Source organism: Arthrobacter sp. 10N43 (assembly GCF_056394525.1).
In genome coordinates, this window is record NZ_JBFTIA010000001.1 from 401,686 (window position 1) to 424,750 (window position 23,065).

25 protein-coding genes are annotated in these 23,065 nt (G+C 64.6%); 15 read left to right on the plus strand and 10 right to left on the minus strand.

Annotated elements, in window-relative coordinates:
* The first annotated feature begins 21 nt into the window (after positions 1 to 21).
* Both AC1DDO_RS01805 and AC1DDO_RS01810 read left to right on the plus strand, forming a co-directional pair.
* Complete coding sequence (locus tag AC1DDO_RS01805; RefSeq protein WP_476866508.1) at positions 22 to 576, plus strand: DUF3090 domain-containing protein; 555 nt, start codon at positions 22 to 24, stop codon at positions 574 to 576.
* Positions 576 to 1,343 carry an SCO1664 family protein gene (locus tag AC1DDO_RS01810; protein WP_476866509.1) on the plus strand — a complete coding sequence of 256 codons (768 nt, stop codon included), beginning with the start codon at positions 576 to 578 and terminating at the stop codon, positions 1,341 to 1,343. Before AC1DDO_RS01805 ends, AC1DDO_RS01810 begins: the two co-directional genes overlap by 1 nt.
* A gap of 330 nt (positions 1,344 to 1,673) precedes the next feature.
* On the opposite strand, the gene AC1DDO_RS01815 is transcribed toward AC1DDO_RS01810, so the two are convergent.
* Complete coding sequence (locus tag AC1DDO_RS01815; RefSeq protein WP_476866510.1) at positions 1,674 to 3,335, minus strand: PucR family transcriptional regulator; 1,662 nt, start codon at positions 3,333 to 3,335, stop codon at positions 1,674 to 1,676.
* 127 nt (positions 3,336 to 3,462) lie between these two features.
* Here AC1DDO_RS01815 and AC1DDO_RS01820 point away from each other — a divergent pair, with 127 nt between their 5' ends.
* Together AC1DDO_RS01820 and AC1DDO_RS01825 are read left to right on the plus strand one after the other, a co-directional pair.
* Positions 3,463 to 4,950: a CoA-acylating methylmalonate-semialdehyde dehydrogenase gene (locus AC1DDO_RS01820; RefSeq protein WP_476866511.1), complete on the plus strand. Its 1,488-nt coding sequence runs from the start codon at positions 3,463 to 3,465 to the stop codon at positions 4,948 to 4,950.
* A 26-nt stretch (positions 4,951 to 4,976) separates the two neighbouring features.
* Entirely contained in the window at positions 4,977 to 6,350 is a 1,374-nt protein-coding gene (locus AC1DDO_RS01825) for an aminotransferase class III-fold pyridoxal phosphate-dependent enzyme (RefSeq protein WP_476866512.1), read from the plus strand.
* A 271-nt stretch (positions 6,351 to 6,621) separates the two neighbouring features.
* Here AC1DDO_RS01825 and AC1DDO_RS01830 read toward each other — a convergent pair whose 3' ends face one another.
* Positions 6,622 to 7,323: a TetR/AcrR family transcriptional regulator gene (locus AC1DDO_RS01830; protein WP_476971296.1), complete on the minus strand. Its 702-nt coding sequence runs from the start codon at positions 7,321 to 7,323 to the stop codon at positions 6,622 to 6,624.
* 111 nt (positions 7,324 to 7,434) lie between these two features.
* On the opposite strand from AC1DDO_RS01830, the gene AC1DDO_RS01835 reads away from it, so the two are divergent.
* The 3 genes from AC1DDO_RS01835 (at position 7,435) to AC1DDO_RS01845 (ending at position 11,734) form a co-directional block, all read left to right on the plus strand.
* Positions 7,435 to 8,985 (plus strand): APC family permease, encoded by a 1,551-nt coding sequence (locus AC1DDO_RS01835; RefSeq protein ID WP_476866514.1) that lies wholly within the window; start codon positions 7,435 to 7,437, stop codon positions 8,983 to 8,985.
* Entirely contained in the window at positions 8,986 to 9,897 is a 912-nt protein-coding gene (locus tag AC1DDO_RS01840) for a carbon-nitrogen hydrolase family protein (protein ID WP_476866515.1), read from the plus strand.
* A 199-nt stretch (positions 9,898 to 10,096) separates the two neighbouring features.
* Positions 10,097 to 11,734: an amidohydrolase gene (locus AC1DDO_RS01845; protein ID WP_476866516.1), complete on the plus strand. Its 1,638-nt coding sequence runs from the start codon at positions 10,097 to 10,099 to the stop codon at positions 11,732 to 11,734.
* A 7-nt stretch (positions 11,735 to 11,741) separates the two neighbouring features.
* On the opposite strand, the gene AC1DDO_RS01850 is transcribed toward AC1DDO_RS01845, so the two are convergent.
* Positions 11,742 to 11,921 (minus strand): hypothetical protein, encoded by a 180-nt coding sequence (locus AC1DDO_RS01850; protein WP_476866517.1) that lies wholly within the window; start codon positions 11,919 to 11,921, stop codon positions 11,742 to 11,744.
* Between the two features lie 166 nt (positions 11,922 to 12,087).
* Here AC1DDO_RS01850 and AC1DDO_RS01855 point away from each other — a divergent pair, with 166 nt between their 5' ends.
* The 6 genes from AC1DDO_RS01855 (at position 12,088) to AC1DDO_RS01880 (ending at position 16,892) form a co-directional block, all read left to right on the plus strand.
* Positions 12,088 to 12,645, plus strand: coding sequence for a putative immunity protein (locus tag AC1DDO_RS01855; protein ID WP_476866518.1), 558 nt, complete (start codon positions 12,088 to 12,090; stop codon positions 12,643 to 12,645).
* Between the two features lie 933 nt (positions 12,646 to 13,578).
* Positions 13,579 to 14,496: a helix-turn-helix transcriptional regulator gene (locus tag AC1DDO_RS01860; RefSeq protein WP_476866519.1), complete on the plus strand. Its 918-nt coding sequence runs from the start codon at positions 13,579 to 13,581 to the stop codon at positions 14,494 to 14,496.
* A gap of 1 nt (position 14,497) precedes the next feature.
* Positions 14,498 to 14,959, plus strand: a complete 462-nt coding sequence (locus tag AC1DDO_RS01865; RefSeq protein ID WP_476866520.1) for a (R)-mandelonitrile lyase — start codon at positions 14,498 to 14,500, stop codon at positions 14,957 to 14,959.
* Entirely contained in the window at positions 14,956 to 15,786 is an 831-nt protein-coding gene (locus AC1DDO_RS01870) for an oxidoreductase (RefSeq protein ID WP_476866521.1), read from the plus strand. The genes AC1DDO_RS01865 and AC1DDO_RS01870 overlap by 4 nt, the downstream gene beginning before the upstream one ends.
* Positions 15,787 to 15,803: 17 nt before the next feature.
* A complete protein-coding gene (locus AC1DDO_RS01875) occupies positions 15,804 to 16,118 on the plus strand; it encodes a carboxymuconolactone decarboxylase family protein (protein ID WP_476866522.1) in 315 nt (104 codons plus the stop codon).
* A 45-nt stretch (positions 16,119 to 16,163) separates the two neighbouring features.
* The gene (locus AC1DDO_RS01880; RefSeq protein ID WP_476866523.1) at positions 16,164 to 16,892 is read left to right on the plus strand and encodes an SDR family oxidoreductase; all 729 of its coding nucleotides are present in this window, start codon (positions 16,164 to 16,166) and stop codon (positions 16,890 to 16,892) included.
* A gap of 230 nt (positions 16,893 to 17,122) precedes the next feature.
* On the opposite strand, the gene AC1DDO_RS01885 is transcribed toward AC1DDO_RS01880, so the two are convergent.
* Positions 17,123 to 17,707, minus strand: coding sequence for a TetR/AcrR family transcriptional regulator (locus tag AC1DDO_RS01885; RefSeq protein ID WP_476866524.1), 585 nt, complete (start codon positions 17,705 to 17,707; stop codon positions 17,123 to 17,125).
* Positions 17,708 to 17,823: 116 nt separating this feature from the next.
* Between AC1DDO_RS01885 and AC1DDO_RS01890 the strand changes: the two genes are divergently transcribed.
* Positions 17,824 to 18,234, plus strand: coding sequence for a hypothetical protein (locus AC1DDO_RS01890; protein WP_476866525.1), 411 nt, complete (start codon positions 17,824 to 17,826; stop codon positions 18,232 to 18,234).
* A gap of 77 nt (positions 18,235 to 18,311) precedes the next feature.
* Here AC1DDO_RS01890 and AC1DDO_RS01895 read toward each other — a convergent pair whose 3' ends face one another.
* Complete coding sequence (locus AC1DDO_RS01895; protein ID WP_476866526.1) at positions 18,312 to 18,698, minus strand: hypothetical protein; 387 nt, start codon at positions 18,696 to 18,698, stop codon at positions 18,312 to 18,314.
* A 180-nt stretch (positions 18,699 to 18,878) separates the two neighbouring features.
* Positions 18,879 to 19,259, minus strand: a complete 381-nt coding sequence (locus tag AC1DDO_RS01900; protein WP_441408806.1) for a DUF7793 family protein — start codon at positions 19,257 to 19,259, stop codon at positions 18,879 to 18,881.
* 164 nt (positions 19,260 to 19,423) lie between these two features.
* Here AC1DDO_RS01900 and AC1DDO_RS01905 point away from each other — a divergent pair, with 164 nt between their 5' ends.
* Complete coding sequence (locus AC1DDO_RS01905) at positions 19,424 to 19,726, plus strand: DUF4193 domain-containing protein (RefSeq protein WP_476866527.1); 303 nt, start codon at positions 19,424 to 19,426, stop codon at positions 19,724 to 19,726.
* 134 nt (positions 19,727 to 19,860) lie between these two features.
* Here AC1DDO_RS01905 and AC1DDO_RS01910 read toward each other — a convergent pair whose 3' ends face one another.
* Genes AC1DDO_RS01910 through AC1DDO_RS01925 form a run of 4 tightly spaced genes read right to left on the minus strand, consistent with a single transcriptional unit; the run spans position 19,861 to position 23,044 of the window.
* A complete protein-coding gene (locus AC1DDO_RS01910) occupies positions 19,861 to 20,130 on the minus strand; it encodes a hypothetical protein (protein WP_476971297.1) in 270 nt (89 codons plus the stop codon).
* Between the two features lie 15 nt (positions 20,131 to 20,145).
* Complete coding sequence (locus tag AC1DDO_RS01915) at positions 20,146 to 21,222, minus strand: LacI family DNA-binding transcriptional regulator (protein WP_476971298.1); 1,077 nt, start codon at positions 21,220 to 21,222, stop codon at positions 20,146 to 20,148.
* 38 nt (positions 21,223 to 21,260) lie between these two features.
* Positions 21,261 to 22,166 carry a carbohydrate ABC transporter permease gene (locus AC1DDO_RS01920; RefSeq protein WP_476971299.1) on the minus strand — a complete coding sequence of 302 codons (906 nt, stop codon included), beginning with the start codon at positions 22,164 to 22,166 and terminating at the stop codon, positions 21,261 to 21,263.
* Entirely contained in the window at positions 22,163 to 23,044 is an 882-nt protein-coding gene (locus tag AC1DDO_RS01925; RefSeq protein WP_441408801.1) for a carbohydrate ABC transporter permease, read from the minus strand. Before AC1DDO_RS01925 ends, AC1DDO_RS01920 begins: the two co-directional genes overlap by 4 nt.
* Positions 23,045 to 23,065: the final 21 nt, after the last annotated feature.

Consider the following 23,065-nt stretch of genomic DNA (forward strand, 5'->3'; position numbering starts at 1 on the left):
TCATGTGCCTAGAATACTGACATGCCTACACGCGTTCACGAGTTTGCCTGGCCTGATCGGGTCGTCGTCGGCACCATTGGCCTTCCGGGGGCGCGCACGTTCTACCTGCAGGTGCGCGCAGGGACGCAGATCGTGAGTATTGCCCTGGAGAAGCAGCAGTCGGCCCTGCTCGCGGAGAAGATCGACGAAATTCTCGACCAGCTCATCACCGTCGAGGGAAACCCCTTCAGCGTTCCCACAGGCACTCCCGTTGAACTTGTCGACAATGACCAGCTCGAGGCCGTTCAGGAGCAGTTCCGCACCGGCGCCATGAGCTTAGGTTGGGACCCAACCACGGCCCAGGTTGTAATTGAGGCCTACCCGATCACCGATGTCGATGACGATGACAACGACGAATCGCTGGATGATGACGGCGCCGATGCGGCCGAAATGCTGCTGGTGCGAATGCCGGTCGGCACCGCCCGCGCATTCGCCAAGCGCACCCGGGAGATCGTGGGCGCCGGGCGTCCGACGTGCCCGCTCTGCGGTTACCCCATGGACGCCGACGGGCACACCTGCACCCTTCCCGAGGTCTGATGCCGGCGCCGGACCTCATGACCGCCGAACTGACGCTCACCGGCCGCATCACGACGGCGTCGAACGCCACATTTTTGGGCAGCATCGGCGACGTGGTGGTGGTCTATAAGCCGATAGCGGGCGAAAGTCCGCTGTGGGATTTTCCCGACGGCGCCCTGGCTCACCGGGAGGTGGCCGCCTACCTGGTCTCGCAGGCCTTCGGCTGGGACGTCGTGCCGCACACCTGGCTGCGCGACGGTCCCCTGGGCGAAGGAATGGTACAGCTCTGGCAGGAGCAAGACGCCGCCCAAAGCGCCGTGGACCTGGTCGCGACGGACCACGTGCCGGAGACGGGCTGGAAACACGTTCTCGAGGGACGAGATGAGAACGGACGGATGGTCGCTCTCGTTCACGAAGACTCGCCAGCGCTCAGACGCATGGCGGTGTTCGACGTCGTCGTCAACAACGCCGACCGCAAAGGCGACCACATTCTTGCCATGACGGACGGGCACCGGCACGGCGTGGACCATGGGCTCACGTTTCACCGTGACCACAAGCTGCGCACGGTGCTGTGGGGATGGTTGGGAGACGCTCTGACCGCCGAGGAACGCGACGGCATAGATCGTGTCAGCGAAGGACTGCACGGTGGGCTGGGCCGAAACCTGGCGGACTTGCTCAGCTCCGAAGAAATCGCGTCGCTCGCCGCGCGCTGCGCCCGGTTGCGCTTGGCAGGGCGGTTACCGGCCCCGAGCGGTGAGATGCCGGCGGTGCCCTGGCCGCTGTTCTAGGAGAATTACGGCTACCGGCTTCGCAGGCTGTGTCACGTTGATGCATGGATCTCAAGGTAGCGGCGGAACTCATCATTCCTGAGCGCGAGCTCGGCTGCCGAATTTCCTAGGAGCCAGACACCGGCCAGCAACCCTCTGCTCCGAAGGTTCGGGCGATGGGAGATACATCAACTGTCACCGGGAATTCGCTGCCCAAACGCCGATAAAAGCACAGGTGTCGTGCCCTACTCACAGCTCGCTGACGCCGGTATTTTCTTCAGGGCATGTTGCTCGGCCGTCCTCAAGGCGTACCGCAGCGTGTCCCAGTTGCCTGGGACGGAGATTCGGCTGCTAGAGGCCCCGCAGGCGGTGCAGCAAGAGTGCGACGTGTAGGGACGTCCTGGATTCAGCGTCGTCGAGATCCACTGCAAGCACTTCTTCCAGTTTGGCCAGCCTCGCGTAGAGCGTAGGACGGCTCAGATAGCCGCTACGGGCCATCGCCGTCTTGTTGCCCCCGGATTCCAAATACTTCCCGAGCAGTTCCAGCTGACCGCTCTGGCCCCGGGCTTCCGTCGTGAGGAGGGACGCCAGCTCCGATTCGACGAACTGCTGAACACGCGGGTCGTGACGAAGCAGGGCCAGGAGCCCCCGGAGCCGGACATCCGTGGCTCGGTAGAACAATTTTCCGCCGTCGCGCAGGGTAGCCGCCGTCTCGGCGACGTGGGCCGCTTCGTCGATGCCCGCGGCGGCCTCGAGGAGAGAACTGGCGGGGCGCCCGACGCCGATGGTCCAGCGCGACGCCGCCCCGGCCCCCGCGTCTCCGGAAGGACGCGCCTTCTCAGCAACAGCCAGGGCAAGGTGCTGAAGCACCGCGTCCTGGAGCTGGCGTGCCGGCACGCCGAGAATCATGCCGATCGAACCCGATCGGATGCTGCCCGTCAAGGCTGTGCCGGAGCTTGTCTTGAGCGTCCGGACCAAGAGCTCCAGCAGTTCCCGTTCCTCCCGCTGGCCGGCGAGCGGATCGCCGGCCAGAAGCGTTGCGCCGTGCGCGGCGGCCTGCTGAGCTGGGGTGGTCCGGAACACCACGGGCACGTAGAGCGGCGACCGCTTCAGCCCCAGGGATGCGGCGCGCGCCAGGGCTTCGGCGGCGCTCATTCCGCGGGGCTGGCGCAAGGCGTTGAGTAGACCTGCCTGGGCCCGTTGGCTCACTTCCAGCCGGTCCCGATCCGCGAGGCGGTTAATGGCAAGGGTCTGTGCCGCGCGCTCCAGTACCATAGCGGCCGTCTCGTCGTCGTTGACCGGCACCGGCACAATCAGCCGGCCCCACAGATTTCGGCGCACACCCACCGGGGTCTGAAGCCATTGCTCCGGCCCGGTCCGCGCCGTCGAAGCCGGCGATGGAGTTGTTCGGGACCTGCGCTCCCAGTCTTCCAAGAGTTCGGCCGTGTCCAGCTGCCGGGCGGAGTGGCTGAGGACCAGGTGAGAGAGGTCCTCCAGGACAACCGGGGCGTCGATCATCATCGCCGCCTGCTCCACAACCTGCTGGCTCCCCGCGCTTTCCAGGCTCAGGATCGTGAAAGCCTCATGGACATCCCTGGCGCGCTCCACGCGTTCGAGCTGCTCCGCCACGATCATTCGGTGGGCGACCTCCGTGATCTCCACGAACCGCACCCGCCGCTCAAGGACAATCACCGGAAGCGAGGTCTCCTTGGCCGCAGCACGCAGGGCGGCCAAGCTGTGTTCCCTGTTTCCGACAAGTTCGACGATCAACGCGGCGGCTGCGGCTTCCTCCAAGGATCTGATGAACGACCCCGTGAGGCCGGGTTCCTTTTCCAGCTCAAGACCGGTGGTGAGCACCAGCTCGCCCCCGGCCAGCAAGCCGGAAACATCGAGGATCTCACTGACGTGGACCCAGCGCACAGGCGCGCCCAAACCGGCTGAACCACCCAGGACGCTGGCGCCCGCAGCACGAATAACGGGGAGGTCGAGGATGGTTCGCACTGTTGGCAGCATTTACAGAGTGTAATCCAGCTGGCCCTTTTCTTTACATACCGCCCCTTATGGTGCTGCGCAGCCGCGGACAGACTAGACGCACAGCACGCCGCAAACGGCGCGGCACAACGGCACAGAGGAGAAATCCATGAACACCATCGAACACTGGATCAACGGCACCTACGTCCCCGCCGGGGACCGCACGGCCCCCGTCACGAACCCCGCCACGGGAAAAGTGACAGGCCAGGTTGCCCTGGCCAGCGTGGCTGAAAGCAACGACGCTGTCGCCGCGGCCAAAGCCGCCTTCCCGGCTTGGCGGGACACCTCTTTAGCCCGTCGGACCCAGGTCCTCTTCGCCTTTCGCGAACTGCTCAATGCCCGCAAAGGCGAGCTCGCGGCCATCATCACATCCGAGCATGGCAAGGTCCTGGATGACGCCCTCGGGGAAGTGACCCGGGGCCAGGAGGTCGTGGAGTTCGCCTGCGGCATCCCGCACCTGCTCAAGGGCAGCTATACGGCCAACGCCTCCACCAACGTGGACGTTCATTCCGTCCGTCAGGCTCTCGGACCGGTCGCCATCATCAGCCCGTTCAACTTCCCGGCCATGGTGCCCATGTGGTTCTTCCCCCTGGCCATTGCCGCCGGAAACACCGTCGTTATCAAGCCCAGCGAAAAAGACCCCACGGCCATCAACTGGATGGCCGAACTCTGGAAGGAAGCCGGGCTGCCCGACGGTGTCTTCAATGTCCTGCACGGCGACAAGGTGGCCGTCGACGCCCTGCTGACCCACCCGGACATCAAGGCTGTCTCCTTCGTGGGCTCCACGCCGATCGCCAAGTACGTCTATGAGACCGCCACCGCCAACGGCAAGCGCGTCCAGGCCCTCGGAGGCGCCAAGAACCACATGATCGTGCTGCCCGACGCCGATCTCGACCTCGCCGCGGACGCCGCCATCAATGCCGGCTTCGGCTCCGCAGGTGAACGTTGCATGGCCATCTCCGCGCTCCTCGCCGTTGGCGACATCGCGGACGAACTAGTCGGCAAGATCGCCGAACGAGCAGCCTCACTCCGCACCGGCGACGGACTGCGCCGCTGCGACATGGGCCCGCTCGTGACGGCCCAGCACCGGGACAAAGTAGCCGGCTACATCGACGCCGGCGAGTCGGCCGGCGCCACGCTCGTCGTCGACGGCCGCAACATTGCCGCCGACGCCGAGGGCGAGGGCTTCTTTGTTGGTCCCACGCTCTTCGACAACGTCACCACCGACATGTCCATCTACACCGACGAGATCTTCGGCCCGGTCCTCTCCGTGGTCCGCGTGGACAGCTACGACCATGCCCTCGAGACGATCAAATCCAACCCATACGGCAACGGCACCGCGATCTTCACCAACGACGGCGGCGCCGCCCGCCGCTTCGAAAACGAGGTCGAGGTCGGCATGGTGGGCATCAACGTCCCTGTCCCGGTCCCGATGGCCTACTACTCCTTCGGCGGCTGGAAGAACTCGCTCTTCGGCGACACGCACGCCCACGGCACCGAAGGGGTCGGATTCTTCACACGGGGCAAGGTCGTGACTGCCCGCTGGCTCGATCCCAGCCACGGCGGCATCAACCTCGGCTTCCCGCAGAACGCCTAATTGCCTCTTCAACGTAAGGACAAATCATGACTTCCATTGTTGAATCCGAACCGTTGTTCGGACAGACCCAACTCGATAACGCACGCCGAGCCTATGAGCTGGACCGCCGCCACGTCTTCCATTCATGGTCCGCCCAAGACCTCATCGACCCTATGGTCATTTCCGCGGCCGAAGGCTCATATGTCTGGGACGGGGACGGCAACAAGTACCTGGACTTCTCCTCGCAGCTGGTTAACACCAATATCGGCCACCAGCACCCCGCCGTCGTGGCCGCCATCGCCGCGCAGGCGACCAAGCTGTGTACGATCGCGCCGAGTTACGTCAACGACGCCCGCTCCGAAGCCGCACGCCTGATTGCCGGCCGCACCCCCAGCGAACTGGACAAGATCTTTTTCACCAACGGCGGGGCCGACGCCAACGAGCACGCCGTACGCATGGCCCGGCTCCACACGGGCCGCCACAAGGTCCTCTCGGCCTACCGCTCGTACCATGGCGGTACCCAGCTCGCCGTGAACCTCACCGGGGATCCGCGCCGCTGGGCAAGCGACACCGCCAGCGCCGGCACCGTGCACTTCTTCCCGCCGTACCTCTACCGCACCGCCTTTCACTCCACGACCCAGGAGGAGGAAAGCCAGCGTGCGCTGGAACATCTGGAACAGTTAATCAGCTTCGAGGGCCCGGCCACCATCGCCGCACTCATCGTGGAAAGCGTGCCGGGCACAGCCGGGATCTACATGCCACCTCCCGGATACATGCAGGGCGTCCGGGAGCTCTGCACACGGCACGGCATCGTCTTCATCGCCGACGAAGTAATGTCCGGTTTCGGCCGCACCGGGGCATGGTTCGCCGTCGAGCACTTCGATGTCGCCCCGGACCTGCTGACCTTCGCCAAGGGCGTGAACTCCGGCTACGTTCCGATGGGCGGCGTAGCCATCAGCCCGAAGATCGCCGCCACATTCGGCAAGCGAGTCTACCCCGGCGGCCTGACCTACTCTGGCCATCCGCTGGCGGCGGCAGCAGCCGTGGCCACCATCAACGCGATGGAGAACGAACAGATCGTCCAACACGCGGAACACCTCGGGGAGACTGTCATCGGCCCGGCCCTCCGCGGATTCGCCGAAAACCACGTCTCGGTCGGGGAAGTCCGCGGTACGGGCGTCTTTTGGGCGATCGAACTCGTCAAGGACCGCCAGACCCGCGAACCTCTGGCACCGTACGGCGGATCAAGCCCGGAAATGAACCAGCTCGTGGCGGCCTGCAAATCCCGCGGCCTGCTCCCGTTCGCGAGCTCCAACCGCATCCATGTGGTGCCTCCATGCAACACCAGCGTCGAAGACACCCAGACAGGCCTGGCCATCCTCGACACCGTGCTGGACATAGCGGACGGCTTCGCCCCCTGATGAATCGCGACACGCAGGCAGGACATGAGCTCGCACGTGAAGCGCCCACGGGTGACACCGCCTTTGCATTCGGAGATTGATGTCAACTCCGATGGGCTTCCAGATGAAACTGTCTGGCGCAGCTTCGCTGATGACTTCGGGCCGGACAATTCACTGAGCGACGCCTCCGAAGAATGCCGACCCGATCACCCGGCATTGGCATTGGATGCATCCTTGGCCGGGGCGGTGGATGCCCGGAAGCACGCGGCCGCGACTGGAACGGGCCTTGGTCTCATCCACCTGCGCTCGGACGATGTTCGACAGCTTGTGCTGGCGGACGATCCAGCCGCGTTTGGCCGGGACGGGAGAAGGCGAGACTTCGAATGTGATCGAGGAGCGTGTCGCGGCCGAGGCCCAGAAGGGCCGAGGCGAGACTGGCGACCAGGTCAAGCACGTCCTCGCTGCTGGCGGTGCCGGCGAGAACGTCCATGACCAGGCCGTCTTCCTGGGCCACCAGGGTCCGCGCAATCTTCGCCGGTTCAAGGACGGGAAAAAACTCACCGGCCCGCACTCCATCGGCAATGATCCGTTCGTAGATCCGTTGCTGAGTGCGGGTCTGTTCCGTTTGGATCCGCCGGTGCTCCCCGTCCCTGAGCGAATGAGTCCAGTATTCGTAAAGAATCCGGAAAGCATCGTCTTCCAGCCCCGCCGTCGTGCCGGCGCTGACGACGGCGGCGAGCCTGGCGGTCGGACTCAAGCCGGGGTCCGCCGCCTCCGACAGCCGCGCGAGAAATCTGGCGGAAGCCGCCTGGACGGCTGCTGCCGTGATTTCGGCCAGGCTTCCGTAGTAATACAGCACGGCGTTGGGAGCCATGCCTGCCTCCGCCGCAATCGCGCGCAGCGTCGCCGCTTCCGCGCCGTCACGTGCGGCGACGGCCTGTGCTGCGGACGCGATCTCCCGGCGTCGCCATTCCCTCTTGCTGATGTCTGCCATTTGCCACTCCCCCTTTGGCCCGATGCCTATTGACAACGAGTCTAGACCCGTATTGAATGGCATTCAAATTTGAATGTGATTCAAATAACTTTGATTCGATGAGGAGTCTCCGTGTCACATCCCCTTCCACCCCCCACCGTTCCACCCCCCGCCCTTCCGGCTGCCGCTGCAAGCAAGGGACTAAAGGCCGGATCGATCGGCATCGGCCCGACAGTGGCATTGGGTCTGGCCGCTGTGGCCCCGGCGTACAGCCTGGCAGTGACGCTGGGCTTCGTTGTCCTGGCGGTCGGGTCGAGCACACCGGCGGCGTTCCTTCTAGGGTTCGTGCCTATCCTGTTCACGGCCTTCGCCTTCCGGGATCTCAATCGGCAAATGCCTGACTGCGGCGGGGTTTTCGTGTGGATCTCGCGGGTCTTCGGACCGTGGGCGGGCTGGTTTTTCGGTGGCTGGGTCCCCCAGGTTGCCACTTTCATCGCCGGCGCGGCCCTGGCTCAGGTTGCCACGACCTATCTGCTGACCTTCCTGGGACTGGGCTGGGCAGCCTCCCAACCGGTCATCGTCGCCGCCATCGCGTGCGGGCTGATCGCACTGAGCGGCGTCGTGGCGGCCAGGGGGATTGAACTCTCGGCGTGGCTTCAATACGCGCTGATTGCCTTGCAGCTGATTGCCCTGGGCGGTTTCTGCATCGGGGCCTTTGTCGCCATAGCCGCCGGCACCTCGGCGGAGGGTGCGGAGCAGCCAGGGCTGGACTGGTTCAATCCATTTGCTTCCGGCGATCTCTCCGGCCTGGTCCACGGCGTCATCCTGTGCCTGTTCATCTACTGGGGCTGGGACGCGCTGATAGCGGTCAATGAGGAAACGACCGACCGCAAGGGAACACCAGGGCGGGCCGTGGTCATCACCACCGTGATCCTTCTGTTCTTCTACGTCGTGACCGCGACGGCCGCCGTTGGATATGCAGGGACGGCCGGCATCACAGATCCCGCGACCGTCTCGGACGTCCTGTCCGTGCTCGGCCCCCAGGCCACCGGCGGCCTCTTCGGGCAGGTCATCATCCTCGCCGTCGGCATCTCGGCATTGGCGGCGCTGATGACCGTCGCGATTAGCAATCCCCGGTCCTGGCTCAGCATGGGAACGTACGGCGCGCTGCCCGCGGCGACCACGAAGATGCATCCCTCCAGGGGGACACCGACGACGTCAATCATCTGGTGGGCGCTCCTGAGCATTGCCGTGACAGTGGTTCTGACAGCGATCAGCGCCGACTTCATCGGCCTGGCCATACTTTCAGTCGGCCTGATGATCGCCGCCTACTATGCCGCGACGGCGCTGGCCTGTGTCGTGTATTTCGCTCCGCAGATGCGCACCTCCGCCTCCGCCCTCGTCCTGAAGGGCATCCTCCCGGGCCTGGGCGCCCTCCTGATGACGGGAGCGTTTGCGTACAGCGCCGTCGATATGTTGTCCCCCGAATACGCCGGGCTCTCCTGGCTCGGCATCGGAACCGTGTTCTGGATCGGAATCGGCGCGCTCGCCCTGGGCGTTCTGGTCATTGCCATCATCCGCCCCAGACTCCGGCCCTACTTCACCGGGCAAACAATTCCCCGGGGAACTTTTTCCACCCGCAACGAACTGCAATCCATCCTGAGCAGCGAAACCGAGGCATAAATGCGCGTCCTATCCATTGCAGCAATCCAGACGAAACCCGTTCCTTACGACGTCGAAGCAACGTGGGAACGCTTCGCTGCCCAGGCCGAAACCGCCAAAGAGCTCGGTCCTGAGGTCGACATCATCGTCGCACCCGAACTTCTGCTCGCGGCACCTGGGGAATTCCTGATCCCGGACCCAGAGGGCGAAACCCGCTCCGCCGGCCCCATCCCCAGCGCGCTCACCGACCGGATCGCGGACCTGGCCCGCCGTCTGGGGGTCTGGCTCGTGCCCGGATCCCTGCTGGAAACCGACGGCGGAAACACCTACAACACGGCAATCGCCGTCTCCCCCGATGGCGAGATCGTGGCCCGGTACCGGAAGCTCTTTCCCTGGCGCCCGTTCGAAACAACGACGCCGGGCGACTCGTTCGTGACCTTCGACATCCCCGACAGGGGACGCGTAGGCCTAGCCATCTGCTTCGATGGAAGCTTTCCCGAGGTCGCCAGGCAACTGGCATGGCTCGGCGCCGAAGTCATCATCCAGCCCACCCTCACCACCACCCGGGACAGGGAAATGGAAATCGTGATGTCCCGGGCCAACGCCTTCGCCAACCAGGTCTACGTCGTCAACATCAACGGCGCCGACCCGTCAGCAGTCGGAGAAAGCGTCATCGTGGACCCGGAAGGCACCATCATGCAGCACGCCAGAGGAGGCGAGGAAATCCTCTACGGAGTCCTCGACCTCGACCGGGTCACACAGGTCCGCCGCTACGGAACCCACGGCATCAACCGGCCCTGGGCACAACTCCACGACCAGCAAGGAATCCTGCGCTACCCGATGTACGGCGGCGCACACTTCCAACCCCCGGCGTGGAGCACCCCGGCCCCGGACGATTCACGCGTGAACCAGCTCAGCGCCTCAACGGCCTGACCGCTTCCTTCCACGGCCGCGCGCCCCACCACAACGAGTGCGCACCTCCGGCCCCGGAGGTGCGCACTCGTTGCCAGAAACGACCATGGACAGCACGATCTCATCCGCACCCGCCTGCTGGCGGCCGCTGTGAAGCGGTGCGGCCCTTGCCGCCGACACTCTAGGCCCATACCCAACATTCAAGATCACGGGAAGTCTGATGCCCAATAACCTCAAATCCGCGGACACAGTCATCTTCAATGCAAACGTGCATACCCTTGACGCACAACAACCGTCTGTCAGCACAATTGTCATCGCGAACGGCAGGATCCTCGCAGCTGGCGGCCAACACCTTCTTCGCGAGCACCGGGGTCCACGCACCCACGTGCACGATGCGAACGGCCAGACAATCACGCCCGGGCTCATTGACGGGCACATTCATCCCATCCAGGGTTCGGAAATCACGGTCGGTGTCGATTTCGGCCCGGTGTCAACGTTCGACGGCTTCCTCGCCGCCCTGCGCACCGAAGCAGCCAGAGTGCTTTCGGAGAACTCAACGGAGTGGGTCAGGGGATGGAACCTTGACTACGGCGTCTTTGAAGGACGGCGAATAGCCGCTGACCTGATTGAGGAGGCGGTCTACGGCCTGCCGGCGTACATTCTCCTGTTTGATCTTCATACGGCACTGGCGAGCAAAGAGGCCCTGAGATTGAGTGGCATCACAGGTGGGCGTCGGTTTTGCGATACTTCAGAGATTGTTGTTGACGAAGCCGGCAACCCAACCGGGGAGTTGCGGGAATCCACTGCCTTCGAATTGGTTGGAGCCACCGCGCCGGCTCTGTCTGCAGCGCAGGCCGTTGAGAGGGCACGGCAGCTGATTTCTTGCCTGTCGAGAACCGGCATTACCTCAGGCACGATCATGGATGGGGACCTTGCTTCGCTCGATTTCATCGACAAGATCGATAGCACCGGATCGGGTTTGCCCGTCAGGCTGGTTTCCGCACTCGAGCACAGGCCTGGCCTGACCGCTGAAGAGGCACGGTCTTACCTCTTGTCGAAGGACCGACAGGGGCGCCGCTGGCGCGGTGGGCTCGTCAAACTCATCCTTGATGGCGTTATCGATACGGGAACCGGCTGGCTTTATGAACCGGATATGTTGGGCGGCGGTCTGAAATCATTTTGGCCAGATCCGGCTGACTATGCTGCAACCGTCAAACAATATGGCGACGCAGGATTTCAAATCGCGACGCACGCTATCGGTGATCGAGCCATCGGTGCTGCGATCGACGCATACGTCTCGGCCGGCGTGCGGTCCCGGCGGGGAGCTCCGCACCGGATCGAGCACCTGGAATGCCTGGCAGACAGGGACCTGGCACGTCTTTCCACGGCAGGAATCACCGCGTCGATGCAGCCCCTGCACATGCAGTGGCGAAAGGCGGACGGATCCGATTCTTGGTCCAGCCGCCTGGGAGCAGAGCGATCGAAACGGGCCTGGAGGATCCGTGACGTCATCGATGCGGGCGCTCCGGTTGCGCTGGGCTCGGATTGGCCGGTGGCTCAGTACGACGCGCGCATCGGCATGGCATGGGCACGCCTGCGCCGCATCCCAGGCCGGACCGATGCGCCTGTCTTCGAACCTTCACAAAGGCTGACGGCGCTCGAAGCGCTCAAGGGCTTCTCGGTCTGGGCCGCAGCGGCTCAAGGAGACCATGACCAGGGAACCATCCGGCCCGGGAGCAGGGCAGATCTCGCGATATGGGCCGACGATCCCCTTCGGGTTTCCGCCGACGACCTCCTTGACCTCCCGATCGAATCGACTTGGCTGGATGGAGAAACTGTCTTCAGCCGCCAGGAGTAGGTCCACGTCACCGCCCTAAGGTGCCGCCTTCGGGGCCACCGACGGTGCGCCCCCCCATGACGATCGCCTGAATGCGCTCAGCGCTTGTCTTGTCCGGCTCGTCAAGTGACGCGATTTTGTCGGGAACCGACTGTAAGGCCTCGGCGGCGCTTTGCTGTCCCTTTAGCTCCTTGGCCCGCTGCTTCATCGCGCCTCGCCCCCCAGCGGTGAACCTGGACCTCGACTCTGCCATGCGCCCATTCTTGAAGGCGAGGGTGAGCCCGGCGCTCCGTAGCTGCCGTTTCTCAGGGCTGCGTGTCGCGCTTGGCGTCGCTTAAGGGGAACGGTCTGCAAGCCCTGTGTACGCTACCGATATGGCTTCTCCGCAGACGCTAAGCGAGGCCGAGCGCCGCGTCGTCGCGTCTTGGGCCGCGGACTGCGCCGAGCGTGTCGTGGCCCTATTTGAGGCAGAGGCGCCGGCAGATGGCCGCCCCCGCGACGCCATCGCCAGGGCCCGGGCCTTCGCTCGCGGTGAGCTCAGTGCCGCCGAAGAGATCCGCCGGCGGTTTATTGCCGGCCGTGCCGCACGCGAGGTGAACAGCCCTGCTGCGGTGGCTGCCGCCCGGTCCGCCACGCAAGCCGCAGCCGTCGCCCACATGGGCGCACACGCCTTGGGGGCAGCCGCGTATGCCGCGAAAGCGGCCGGACTGGCGGCGCCCGATCGGCCCCAGAGGGTCGACGACGAGGTCAACTGGCAACTGGAGCACATGAGCGCCGAAGCCCGGTCAGCGCTTCGGCGCTTGCCACCGCTGGGGGGAAATTCCGCCGGTCCGCTGGGGCCAGGACTTCTCGCTACCGGAGTCCTCGCGTCGATCATCCGCGCGATCCAGGCCGACTTGGCCCGCCCCGACCGGCCTGCCACCTCCAGCTGAACCCCACGGCTGTGCGCACAACCAAATCGTCGCCAAGGCCCAGGTCCGGCGGCTCCCGGTCATTGCTGACCACAAGTTGGTCGGCATCATCAGCCACGCAACGCCCTCACGCAGCCGCTCACGCCGTGGAGCACTGCCGACAACGCATACAAGTGGGTGATGCATGAACTACCGCCCGAAACCCAGGTCGCGTCGCAGATGAAGCTTTCTCGACAATACTGTGCGACATGCATGGGCATACCTTGAAGAAGGAGGCATCATCGTCCCGCCGGCGAGGCAGCAGAACCGTCGTATATTGATCCGGCATCAGGGTTGGGGTGTCAGCGGTTCTCAGCGTGGCCTGGTCCGTGTTTGCACCGAAATCGGGCGCTCGGGACAACAGGTGTGGCCCACGCTGGAGCGGCGGCCAACGGCACTTGACCTACGCAACGGGAGCTACGCTGACGCCGCTTCGCCCCCGAATAGAACCTTGGAATTGGAACATGAAAGTGTCGCCATGGCGCAAACGAACCCTCTTGGCCTGCTCTGGAAGGCCGGCCGGGACGCTCAGTGCGGTGCAGTCGGTGCTTATGGTCGTGTTCCTTGTATGGTCCTAAAAAGTTTGCCTCCCGTACTCCCTGACGCATGTGAGTAAGGAGTGTAGGAACGTGGTGAGGCGGTCCAGCAGCGCATCGAGATCCTTTCGTACTTGTTCCGGAACCCTGGCGGGCCGACAACTGGCCGGTGGGGCGCCTAGGGGTGTGAATCGCAGAGTTACCTGACGTGTTTTTCGCTGCACTAATTGGCCTGCCCGGTCTCCGCGGCTGGAGGATCTTGTGCGGTCCCGCCGCGTCAGGTTCTGCTTCAATCCATCGGGCATTACGCGAGGTAGCCGGTTATCCACTAACTGGTGGTTCCTGTTTCTTCCCGTGGGTGTGCTCTTAGAGTGGGGGCATGGGTAATCGGAAAGAAGCGGGCGAGTTCCTTCGCACCCGGCGGGCGCGCCTGACTCCGGAACAGCTGGGCATCATCAGCGGCGGTCGCCGCCGGGTGCCGGGCCTGCGACGGGAGGAAGTCGCGATGCTTGCGGGCACGAGCAGCGAATACTATGCGCGGATGGAACGAGGCGACCTCGCCGGCGTTTCGGCCGAGGTACTTGATGCTGTTGGCCGGGTTCTGCGTTTGGACGAGGCCGAGACGCAGTATCTGCACGAGCTCGCCCGGTCGGCTGCTCCGGCAACCGCCCGCCGCGCGGCATCCGCCCGCCGCGCGGCGCCAAACGGTGTGAGGCCCTCGCTGCAGGCGTTCCTGGATGCCATGACCGGGGCGCCTGCGTGGGTATTGAACGCGCAACGGGACATCCTGGCTACGAACACACTCGGCCGGGCATTGATGGCACCGCTGCTGGATGACCCGGCGAACGGCAGCAACAACGCGCGGTTCATCTTCCTGAGCCCGGCATCGCGCACCTTCTACCCGGACTGGGAAAGCGCGGCCGACAGCACCGTAGCCTCCCTGCGCACCGCTGCGGGCCGGAACCCGCACGACAAGGGCCTCACGGATTTGATTGGTGAGCTCGTCACGCGCAGCGACACCTTTCGAATCCGCTGGTCCGCCCACAATGTCCGCCTGCACCGTACCGGGGTGAAACGGATCGTGCACCCCGACATTGGTGAACTCGACTTCGTTTACGAAGGGGTCGAAATCCCCGATCACCCCGGCTGGATGATTTTCGCCTACACCGCCCCGTCCGGCTCACCAACCGAGGAACGGCTCCGCCTCCTGGGCAGCCTCGCCGCCAGCAGCGGCGCCCAGGCCCCGGCGCCGGCGCCGGCGTCGGCGTCGGCGTCGGCGTCGACCCGCGAACGCTGACATGGAGATAGAACCTCGGGCCGCGACCACGAAAGGGCCCTCGGATCGCTTCACCGGCGACGTATGGGTCGACCCGGTCGCCAAACCACGACCGGATCCTTCGCGCCTGACGGCAGCAATCGTGCGGTTCGCGCCCGGTGCGCGGACCGCCTGGCATGTGCACGCGCGCGGACAGACGCTGCGCGTCACCGACGGCGTCGCGATCGTGCAGACACGTGGCGGAGAAACGGTCGCCGTGCATCCCGGCCAGACCGTCTACACACCGCCGGGCGAGTGGCACTGGCACGGCGCAACCGTCGATAACTTCATGTCCCACCTTGCCCTCTCCGAACTGCTCCCCGAGAAGGACGGCGCGAGCGTCACCTGGGGTGAACACGTCACGGACGAAGAATACCGGCGCGCGCAGACGCTCGCGCTCCAGCACGATGACGAAACGATCGATCAGGAAGAAGAAGCCCTATGACCACTTGGCTCATTACCGGATGCTCCACCGGCCTCGGCCGCGCCCTCGCGACCGCGGTGCTCGAGCACGGCGACAACGCCGTCGTCACCGCCCGCGACACCGCGAAAGTACAGGACATCGCCGATCGCTACCCGGACACCGCCGTCGCCCTCGCGCTCGACGTCACCGACGACGCGCAGGTCACCGCAGCCGTCGCGGCAGCAGAACAGCGGTTCGGCGCCGTCGACGTTCTCGTCAACAACGCCGGCTACGGCTACCGTGCCGCCGTTGAAGAGGGCGAGGACGATGCCGTGCACCAACTGTTCGACACGCACGTGTTCGGCACTGTCCGCACCATCAAGGCCGTGCTGCCCGGAATGCGCGCCCGTCGCTCCGGCACGATCATCAACCTCTCCTCCATCGGCGCCCGCATCTGCCCGGAAGGCTCCGGCTACTACTCCGCCGTGAAGGCCGCGATCGAAGCGCTCACCCTGTCGCTCCGCAAAGAGATCGCACCCCTGGGCATCCGCGCGATCGCCGTCGAGCCGGGCGCGTTCCGCACCGACTTCGCCGGCCGCTCCCTCACCCAGGCCACCGAACCGATCGCCGACTACGCCGACACCGCCGGGAAGCGCCGCAAGGAACACGACACCATGCACGGCACCCAGAACGGCGACCCCGCGAAGGCCGCGGCCGCGCTCATCAAGGTCGTCGAATCAGAAGACACCCCCTTCCTGTTGCTGCTCGGAAACGACGCCTCGAACGGATTCCGTGCCGCGCTCGAGGCGCTGCGCGCCGACGCCGACAATTGGGAACCGGTCAGCCGCAGCACCGACTTCGACGCCTGAACCGAAAGGAGAACACCATGACCGAGCAGAGCCCCGCCCAGCGGTCCATCGGCGACTTCGCCCCGAAACTCGTCGACCTCACCGACGACGTGCTCTTCGGCGACGTCTGGGAACGACCCGAACTCTCCAAACGCGACCGCAGCCTCATCACCGTCACGAGCCTGATCACCTCCTCAAGCTTCGAACAACTCCCCAACCACCTCCGCCTGGCCAAACAGAACGGCCTCACCGAGGACGAATTGAAGGAAGCGATCATCCACCTCGCGTTCTACGCCGGCTGGCCCCGCGCGATGTCCGCCATCCAGGTCGCCAAGAAGGTCTTCGCCGACTAGACCACCCAGCCGGCACCCCTCGAACCACTCAGAACAGGAAACACCATGACCACCACCGCCTCCGGCCGCACCGCCGTCATCACCGGAGCCTCCTCCGGCATCGGCGAAGCCACCGCCCGAGCCCTCCATAAAGCCGGATACCGTGTCGCGCTGCTGGCCCGCCGCGCCGACCGCTTGTCAGCACTGGCAACCGAACTCGGTGCCGGCGCGATCGCGATCGAAGCCGACGTCACCGACCGCGACGCCCTCCAGGCTGCGGCCCGGCGCGTGCAGGACGAATTCGGCGGCGCCGACATCCTCATCAACAACGCCGGCATCATGCTCCTTGGCCCGTTCTCAGCCGAACAGAGCGAGGACTACCGCCGCATGATCGAAGTCAACCTGCTCGGCGCGATCACCACCACCGAGGTATTCCTCGACCAACTCAAGGACGGCGACGGCGACATCATCAACATCTCCTCCGTCGCCGGACGCACAGCCCGCGCAGGGAACGGCGTCTACGCCGCCACCAAATGGGGCATCAACGGCTGGTCCGAATCCCTTCGACAGGAACTCCTACCGGATGTGCGCGTCACCCTCATCGAACCCGGCGTGGTCGCGACCGAACTACCCACCCACATCACCCACGAGCAGACCAACGCCGCGGTCACCGACGCCTACAGCCACGCAACCGTCACCGCTCACGACATCGCCGAAATCATCGCCTTCGCCCTCGACCGTCCCCGCCACCTCGCCATCAACGAAATCCTGGTCCGCCCCGCCAACCAACCCTGACCACGTCGCATGCCCCGCGACTTGACGAGGTCGGCCGTGGACGCGGCGTGCGAGGCGACGTCGACCTGGCCGGAGATGAGCGCGTTGGCGCGGGCCTGCGGATCGGTGATGATGCTGTAGACGATCTTGCTGCACGTGTACTTCGAGGCGTCCGTGGACTTGTCGTTCTGGTCGAAGACGTACTTGCTCCCCTTGACGGTCGAGCCGGCCTCGATGGTATGCGGGCACGCTCAGCTCAGCGGCCCCGCCGGCGAGGTCCTGATCAGCTCCATGAACCCCTCGAGGTGCGCCGCCATGTCGATCGACTCGTCGTAGAGCCAGGCGAGCTGCACGCCTTCGATCAGGGAGGTGATCTGGCGGGCGAGGAGGTCTGGGTCCAGTCCTGGCTTGAGGCGGCCCGCGCCGAGCTCGCGCTCGAGTTCTTCGCGGATGGACCCGACGAAGTCCCGGTCCCGCCGTTGGATAAAAGCGTGGGCCGGATGGTCGGTGCCCACCGCCTCGGCCCGGAGAGTCGCGTCGAGCTGGATGACCCCACGGATCTTCGCATTGTGCCTCATCACCTCAGGCACGGTATCAAGGAGCCCGCGGTTCTCGATCAGCGCCCCGCGCCAAGGGCCCTCGATCTCCTCCCGGCGCACGAGCACGGCCTCGAGGAGGGCGTCCTTCGAACCGAAGTGATGAAGGATCGCGGTATGGCTCGTCCCGATGGCCTCGGCGATCTGGCGCACGGAAAGCTGCTGGAAGCCCTTCTCCGCGAACACCGTGAACGCGTAGCCGACACAGCCACATCCGATTGGGACGCCGCCGGAGACCACACCGGCAGTTGATCCGTGCTGCGGCCCGAGCCATTCTGTTGAGGAACGACACCGCTCGCTAGACTTAAGTTGCGCGCCGCAGAAGACGCAGAGTTCGTCTCGGGAAAGGCATGATCATGACCGATAGCAGCGACTTCGAAGACACCGCGAATGAGGCAGGCCCGGAAAAGAAGCCAGAGGAACCAGACCTGCGGGGCCGCTATGTCGAAGGCGATTTTGGCAAGGCCGGTGTGCAGCGCGGCCGCCATGCTGACGACGAGGAAGGCCAGTATGTCGAAGGCGACTACGGCTTGGCAGGCAGCGAAGGCGGTCTGCCCGAACCGCTGGGAGGCAAAGCCAGGGAATCGGGGCGCTACGTGGAGGCGGACTACGGCGATGCCGGAACGGCGCCGGGCCGCACCGCAGAATCCGAAATCGGCCGGTACTCAGAGGGTGACTACGGCGCGAGCGGAACCGTGGATCCCGTCCGCAAACCGGGTGCTGGCGCCGGGCCCGGTACTGACAGCCAGACTGACAAGCAGGAATAATTCAGCACGTGCAGGGCTGCCGGTAGTGCACATAGTGCACGACTGCAGGACGCACGCGCGGTTGCCGCATCCGTTCGCTAGGCTCCGTCTGCGGCCAGGCCGCCGAGCCCGCCGCGTACTCCCCGGTCCGGGCGGCCATAGTGCACACGCAGTGTCGGACGCTGGTGCACGATGGGTCGGTGCACGGAATGGAGCCCGGGCGTCCCGCCACCAGCTTCCTCCCGGAGGGCGATCAGGTGCTCCACCAGGGCAATTTCCGGCCGATCAGGATGGGCTTGCAGACACTGCCACAGCTGTTCCCTGGCAGCGGCGTGCCCCGGCGTGGAATCGGACAGCACTGCGGCGATGATCTCGGCCGCCTGCAGCCGCAGCCGCGCGTCGCCGTCGCCCTGATTGCTCACCGACGGGCTAATCGGTGCGTATTCCCGTGAGGTTTCCGGACGGGACGACAAATCCATGGACATTTGGCTATTCCTTTGTTCCCGTTCCGGCCGAGCCTGGAACCGGCGATGGCACCCCAAGGCCCTGCAGATGATCTTCGGGAAATGGAGCGGAAGACCGTGAAGCAACTTTACATCGGGAAAGACCGGTCTGTCTCTGGTCGATTCCAAATTGTTCCGAACATCGCCAGCTGCGGCCGAGTACTACTCGCGGCTCTTAGCGACGTCTTCCAACCATGCGATTGCGGCGTTCCGGGACGTAAAGAACTCGTGCGGATATTGCGTCTCCCGGCTCGTGGCCGAGGCGATGACCCTGTCCACGGTGCTGGATCCGAGGACGGCGATGGCCACCACACCCGTACTCTGTGCGAATTGGTATCTGGCCGCCGCGCTGAATACGACGTCGGTCATCTCTGAGATCATCGGCATCGGCGTGCCGCCACTGATGCGCTCCACGGCAAGCATGGCGTCCCGGGCGTCATCGACGTCCACAAAGGAACCGGGACGCCAGACGCTCTCAAGTATCCCTGCGCTGACGCTGACGGTGTTCTTCCCGTCTGCGGCGTCGATTCGTCCCGGCATCATGCCGTTGATCCTAGGCCTGAACAGCCACGCGCCCCCGCACCGGCGCATGGCGTGTCCCCCGGCGCAATATAGGCGGTTTTTCCGCCCGAAGACTGTGGAATAGCTGCGCGGTGCTGTACGTTGCACTGAGCCCAGTCACCAGACGAGAAATGAGATCAACCCACGTGGCAACCGACTACGATGAAGTCCGCTCCGACGTCAAGGAATCCCAGGAAAATTCACTGGAAGCGCTGCAGTCCGCAAACGCTCCTGACGCCCGCAGCGTTGTCCAGGAACTCGACGAAGCCGACGGCCTGGACGGCGCCGGGGTCCCGGGCGGCGAGTTCATCGCCGAAGAGCTGATCGTCCAGGTAATCCCGCAGGCCGGTGACGAGTTCACCTGCTACTCGTGCTTCCTGGTCCGGCACCGCTCCCAGATCGCCCGGCAGGTCGGTACCCACGCCTACTGCAGGGACTGTGAGGGCTGAACCAGTCCCCAAGCAGTACTCTTCCGCGCCCGGGCGGTTCGAGGGCGCCGGCGAGCATGGATTGCAGCCCGGTGCCTGCGCGTTCGCGGCGGTACGTTTGTTGAACAATGGATGCCAAGTGAGATTCCCCGTAGTCAGTTCTTCCTGCCAGGCTCCGGCGCGGCTTCCTTTACAGTGGCCAGCGCCATCCGGATCTCCGCCTCCCGCGCCTTCAGTCCGAGGTCCGCAAGATTCTGCAGTCCGTAATCCAGCCATATCTGCGCGAACTCTCGGCTCTTCGCGGACAGCTTCCGGCGGCGCGAGAGCCGGAGCCCGCGCTTGACGCGTTGCTTGGCTGTGGGCCCCCAATTACCCCAGGCCGCTTCCAGCACTGCGCCGAGAATGTCAATGATGAAATCCAGCATGGGTTCTCCCCCGGGCTAAGCCGGGGCCAGCGCCTGTACCGAGGTTCGTTCCACGGTGGGGCAGTAGATTTTTGCGGCAGTTTCCGGTGGTTCTTCCAGGCCCAGCAGGATCCGCACCCCGGCTGCACCCAGCTCGTAGTGCGGGAGGGATACCGTGGACAGCGGGGGGCGGAGGTGGGCCGCAATGACTTCCTGGTTGTCGAACCCCACCACCGCGATGTCCTCCGGGATGGACAAGCCGTGCTCGCGCAGCCCGTCATACAGTCCCATCGCCATCCGGTCGTTGTAGCAGTACACGGCCGTAATGTCCCGTTTGAGGAGTTCCCCGGTGGCCCCGTACCCGCCTTCCTGGTCTGGATAGGCTTCCAGGACCAGGCTCTCATCGAAACCGATGCCGGCAGCTTCAAGAGCTTCCCGGTAGCCCTGAAGGCGTCCGTCTTTTGCCGGCGCGGGGATGGTCGCGTTTATGAAGGCAATGCGGCGGTGACCATGCTTGAGCAGGACTTCCGTCGCTGAACGGCCGCCCTGTACCTCATCGGGGACGACGGCCCGTGTGCCCGGTTCGGTCGAGAAGCAGTTGACCAGGACGAAGTCCGCCTCGCGGAGGGTGGCGGGTATGTCCGTGGCGCGGTGGAACCAGGTCGAGTAGAGGATTCCGCGCACTTTGTACTCAAGCATCATGGAAATCGCATCGGTCTCGAGCTCGCTGTTGCCTTCGGTGTTGGCGATCAGGAGGGCGTAGCCATGTTTCCAGGCCTCATCCTGGGCGCCGTGAATGATCTGGCCGGCGAAGGGCGTTGTTGCGATGGCGTCGGCGACAAGGCCGATGAAACGGGAGCTGCCGCTGACCAGGGTTTGGGCCATGGCGTTGGGCCGGTAGCCAAGGTCCCGGATCGCGTCCCGGACCCGGTTGCGCGTGGCGGCGGAGATGCGGGCGTCCTTCTTCTTGTTGACGATCAACGAGACGGTGGCTGTGGAGACTCCGGCGGCTTCCGCCACCTGGCGCAGCGTGACGGGCTGGGCGCGCGTCGGCCGCTTCGGGGGTGCAGCCTCAATCGATGGCGTGCCCGAACTACTCTCCTGCGAAATCATTTGCCCTCCGTCAGGAGTATAACCGGCTGTTGCTGCTGTCATCCCTTTGTCGCCCCGCTTTCCAGTCCCTGGATCATGGCCTTGTTGAGGACCAGGAAGACTAGCAGCAGCGGGGTGATGGTGACGCAGACGGCGGCGAACGTGGCGGTCCAGTCGGTCTTGCCCATGGCTCCGATGTAGTTCTGCAGGCCAAGCGGGATGGTCTTGAGTTCCTCGGAGAGGACGAACGTGTTGGCGAAGATAAAGTCGTTCCAGATGAAGATGCTGTTGACCAGCACAACGGTCACGACAGTGTTGACCGACAAGGGCAGGGTGATGAGCCCGAAGATGCGATAAGGCCCGGCCCCGTCAAGGGATGCGGCCTCGTACGTTTCACGGGGGATGTATTCAAAGAACGAGGAGAACAGGTAGATCGACATAGGCAGGGCAAAGCCGGCGAGGGGAATGATCATTGAGGGGTAGGTGTCGAGCAGGTTTATGGCCGAGTAGTCGATGAACAGCGGCACCAGGGCGATCTGTACGGGCACGATGATGCCGATCAGGAACAGGCTGCGGACCACCTTGCTGAAGCGGAAGCCGAGGACCTGGAGCGCGTAGGCTGCCATCATTCCCAGCAGCACGATCAGGAGGTTGGCTCCCATGGTGACGATGAAGCTGTTGAGGATGTTCAGCCCGAGGTTGCCCGTTTCGAAGGCCCGGGCATAGTTTTCCCAGGTCAGGGACGTGGGCAGCGCAAACGGATCGCCGGTGGCGAAGTCCTGCTCGGTGCGCAGGCTGGTGATGAAAAGCCAGGCGAGCGGGTAGACCTGCACGATGACGATGAGGGCGATCAATACTTTGGACAGCGTGCCGTGGAGGCTGGGCTTCCGCCGCCTTCGCGGCGGAGGCTGGTTGTCCGGCGGGGTGGCAACGGGCCTGGTGATCGGGGCTGCTTGTGCGGTCATGCGTCCGCCTTTCGTTTGAGCATGAAGAGAATGAGCCCGACGGCGGCCAGGCATTCGACAACGATGAACACGGAGATGGTGCTGGCGTAGCCGAAGTCAGTGCTGGTGAAAGCCGTCTTGTACATGTAGGTGGTCAGGAGTTCCGAGGACTGTCCGGGGCCGCCGTTGGTCATCAGGTAGGGGATGTCGAATCCGCGCAGCCCGTAGGTCGTAGCCATGATGGTGGTGGTGATCCAGACGGGCCGGATGTGCGGGAATCGGATCCTGGTGAACAGTTGCCACCGCGAAGCGCCGTCGAGACGGGCGGCTTCCTCCAGTTCCAGGGGAACGGAGAGCAAGGCAGCGTAGAGGATGAGCATGTACAGGCCGGTAAACCGCCATCCTTCCGGCGCCGAAACCGCGGCCAGGACGGTGTTGATGTCCGAGAGCCAGGGGCGTTCGAGGGCGCCGAGGCCAATCCATTGCAGGATCTGGTTGAGCAGGCCCACCGGGTCGATCGAGTAGATACGGACGAAGAGGAACGCGATGGCCACCGTCGAGATCACTGCGGGCAGGAGGTAGAGGGTCTTGATGAGCTCCCGGCCCCGGCGCAGCGAGGTCAGGAGGCTGGCAACCAGCAGGGCGCCGCCAAGCTGCAGGACCAGGCAGATGGCCAGGTAGCCGAGGGCGTTGAAGAAGGAGCGCCAGAAGATGTCGTCTCCGGTGAACATCCGCACGTAGTTTGCCAGTCCCACGAACTCCATGTCGCTGATCCCGTTCCATGAAAAGAAGCTCAGGACCAGGGACTGGAGGATGGGGAACAGCACTGCCGCGCCGTAGAGCAACAGTGGCGGGAGGAGGAACACCAGGACTGAGAGTCGTGACCTGTTGGGAAGCATGTTTGGCCCTTTCGGGTGGGG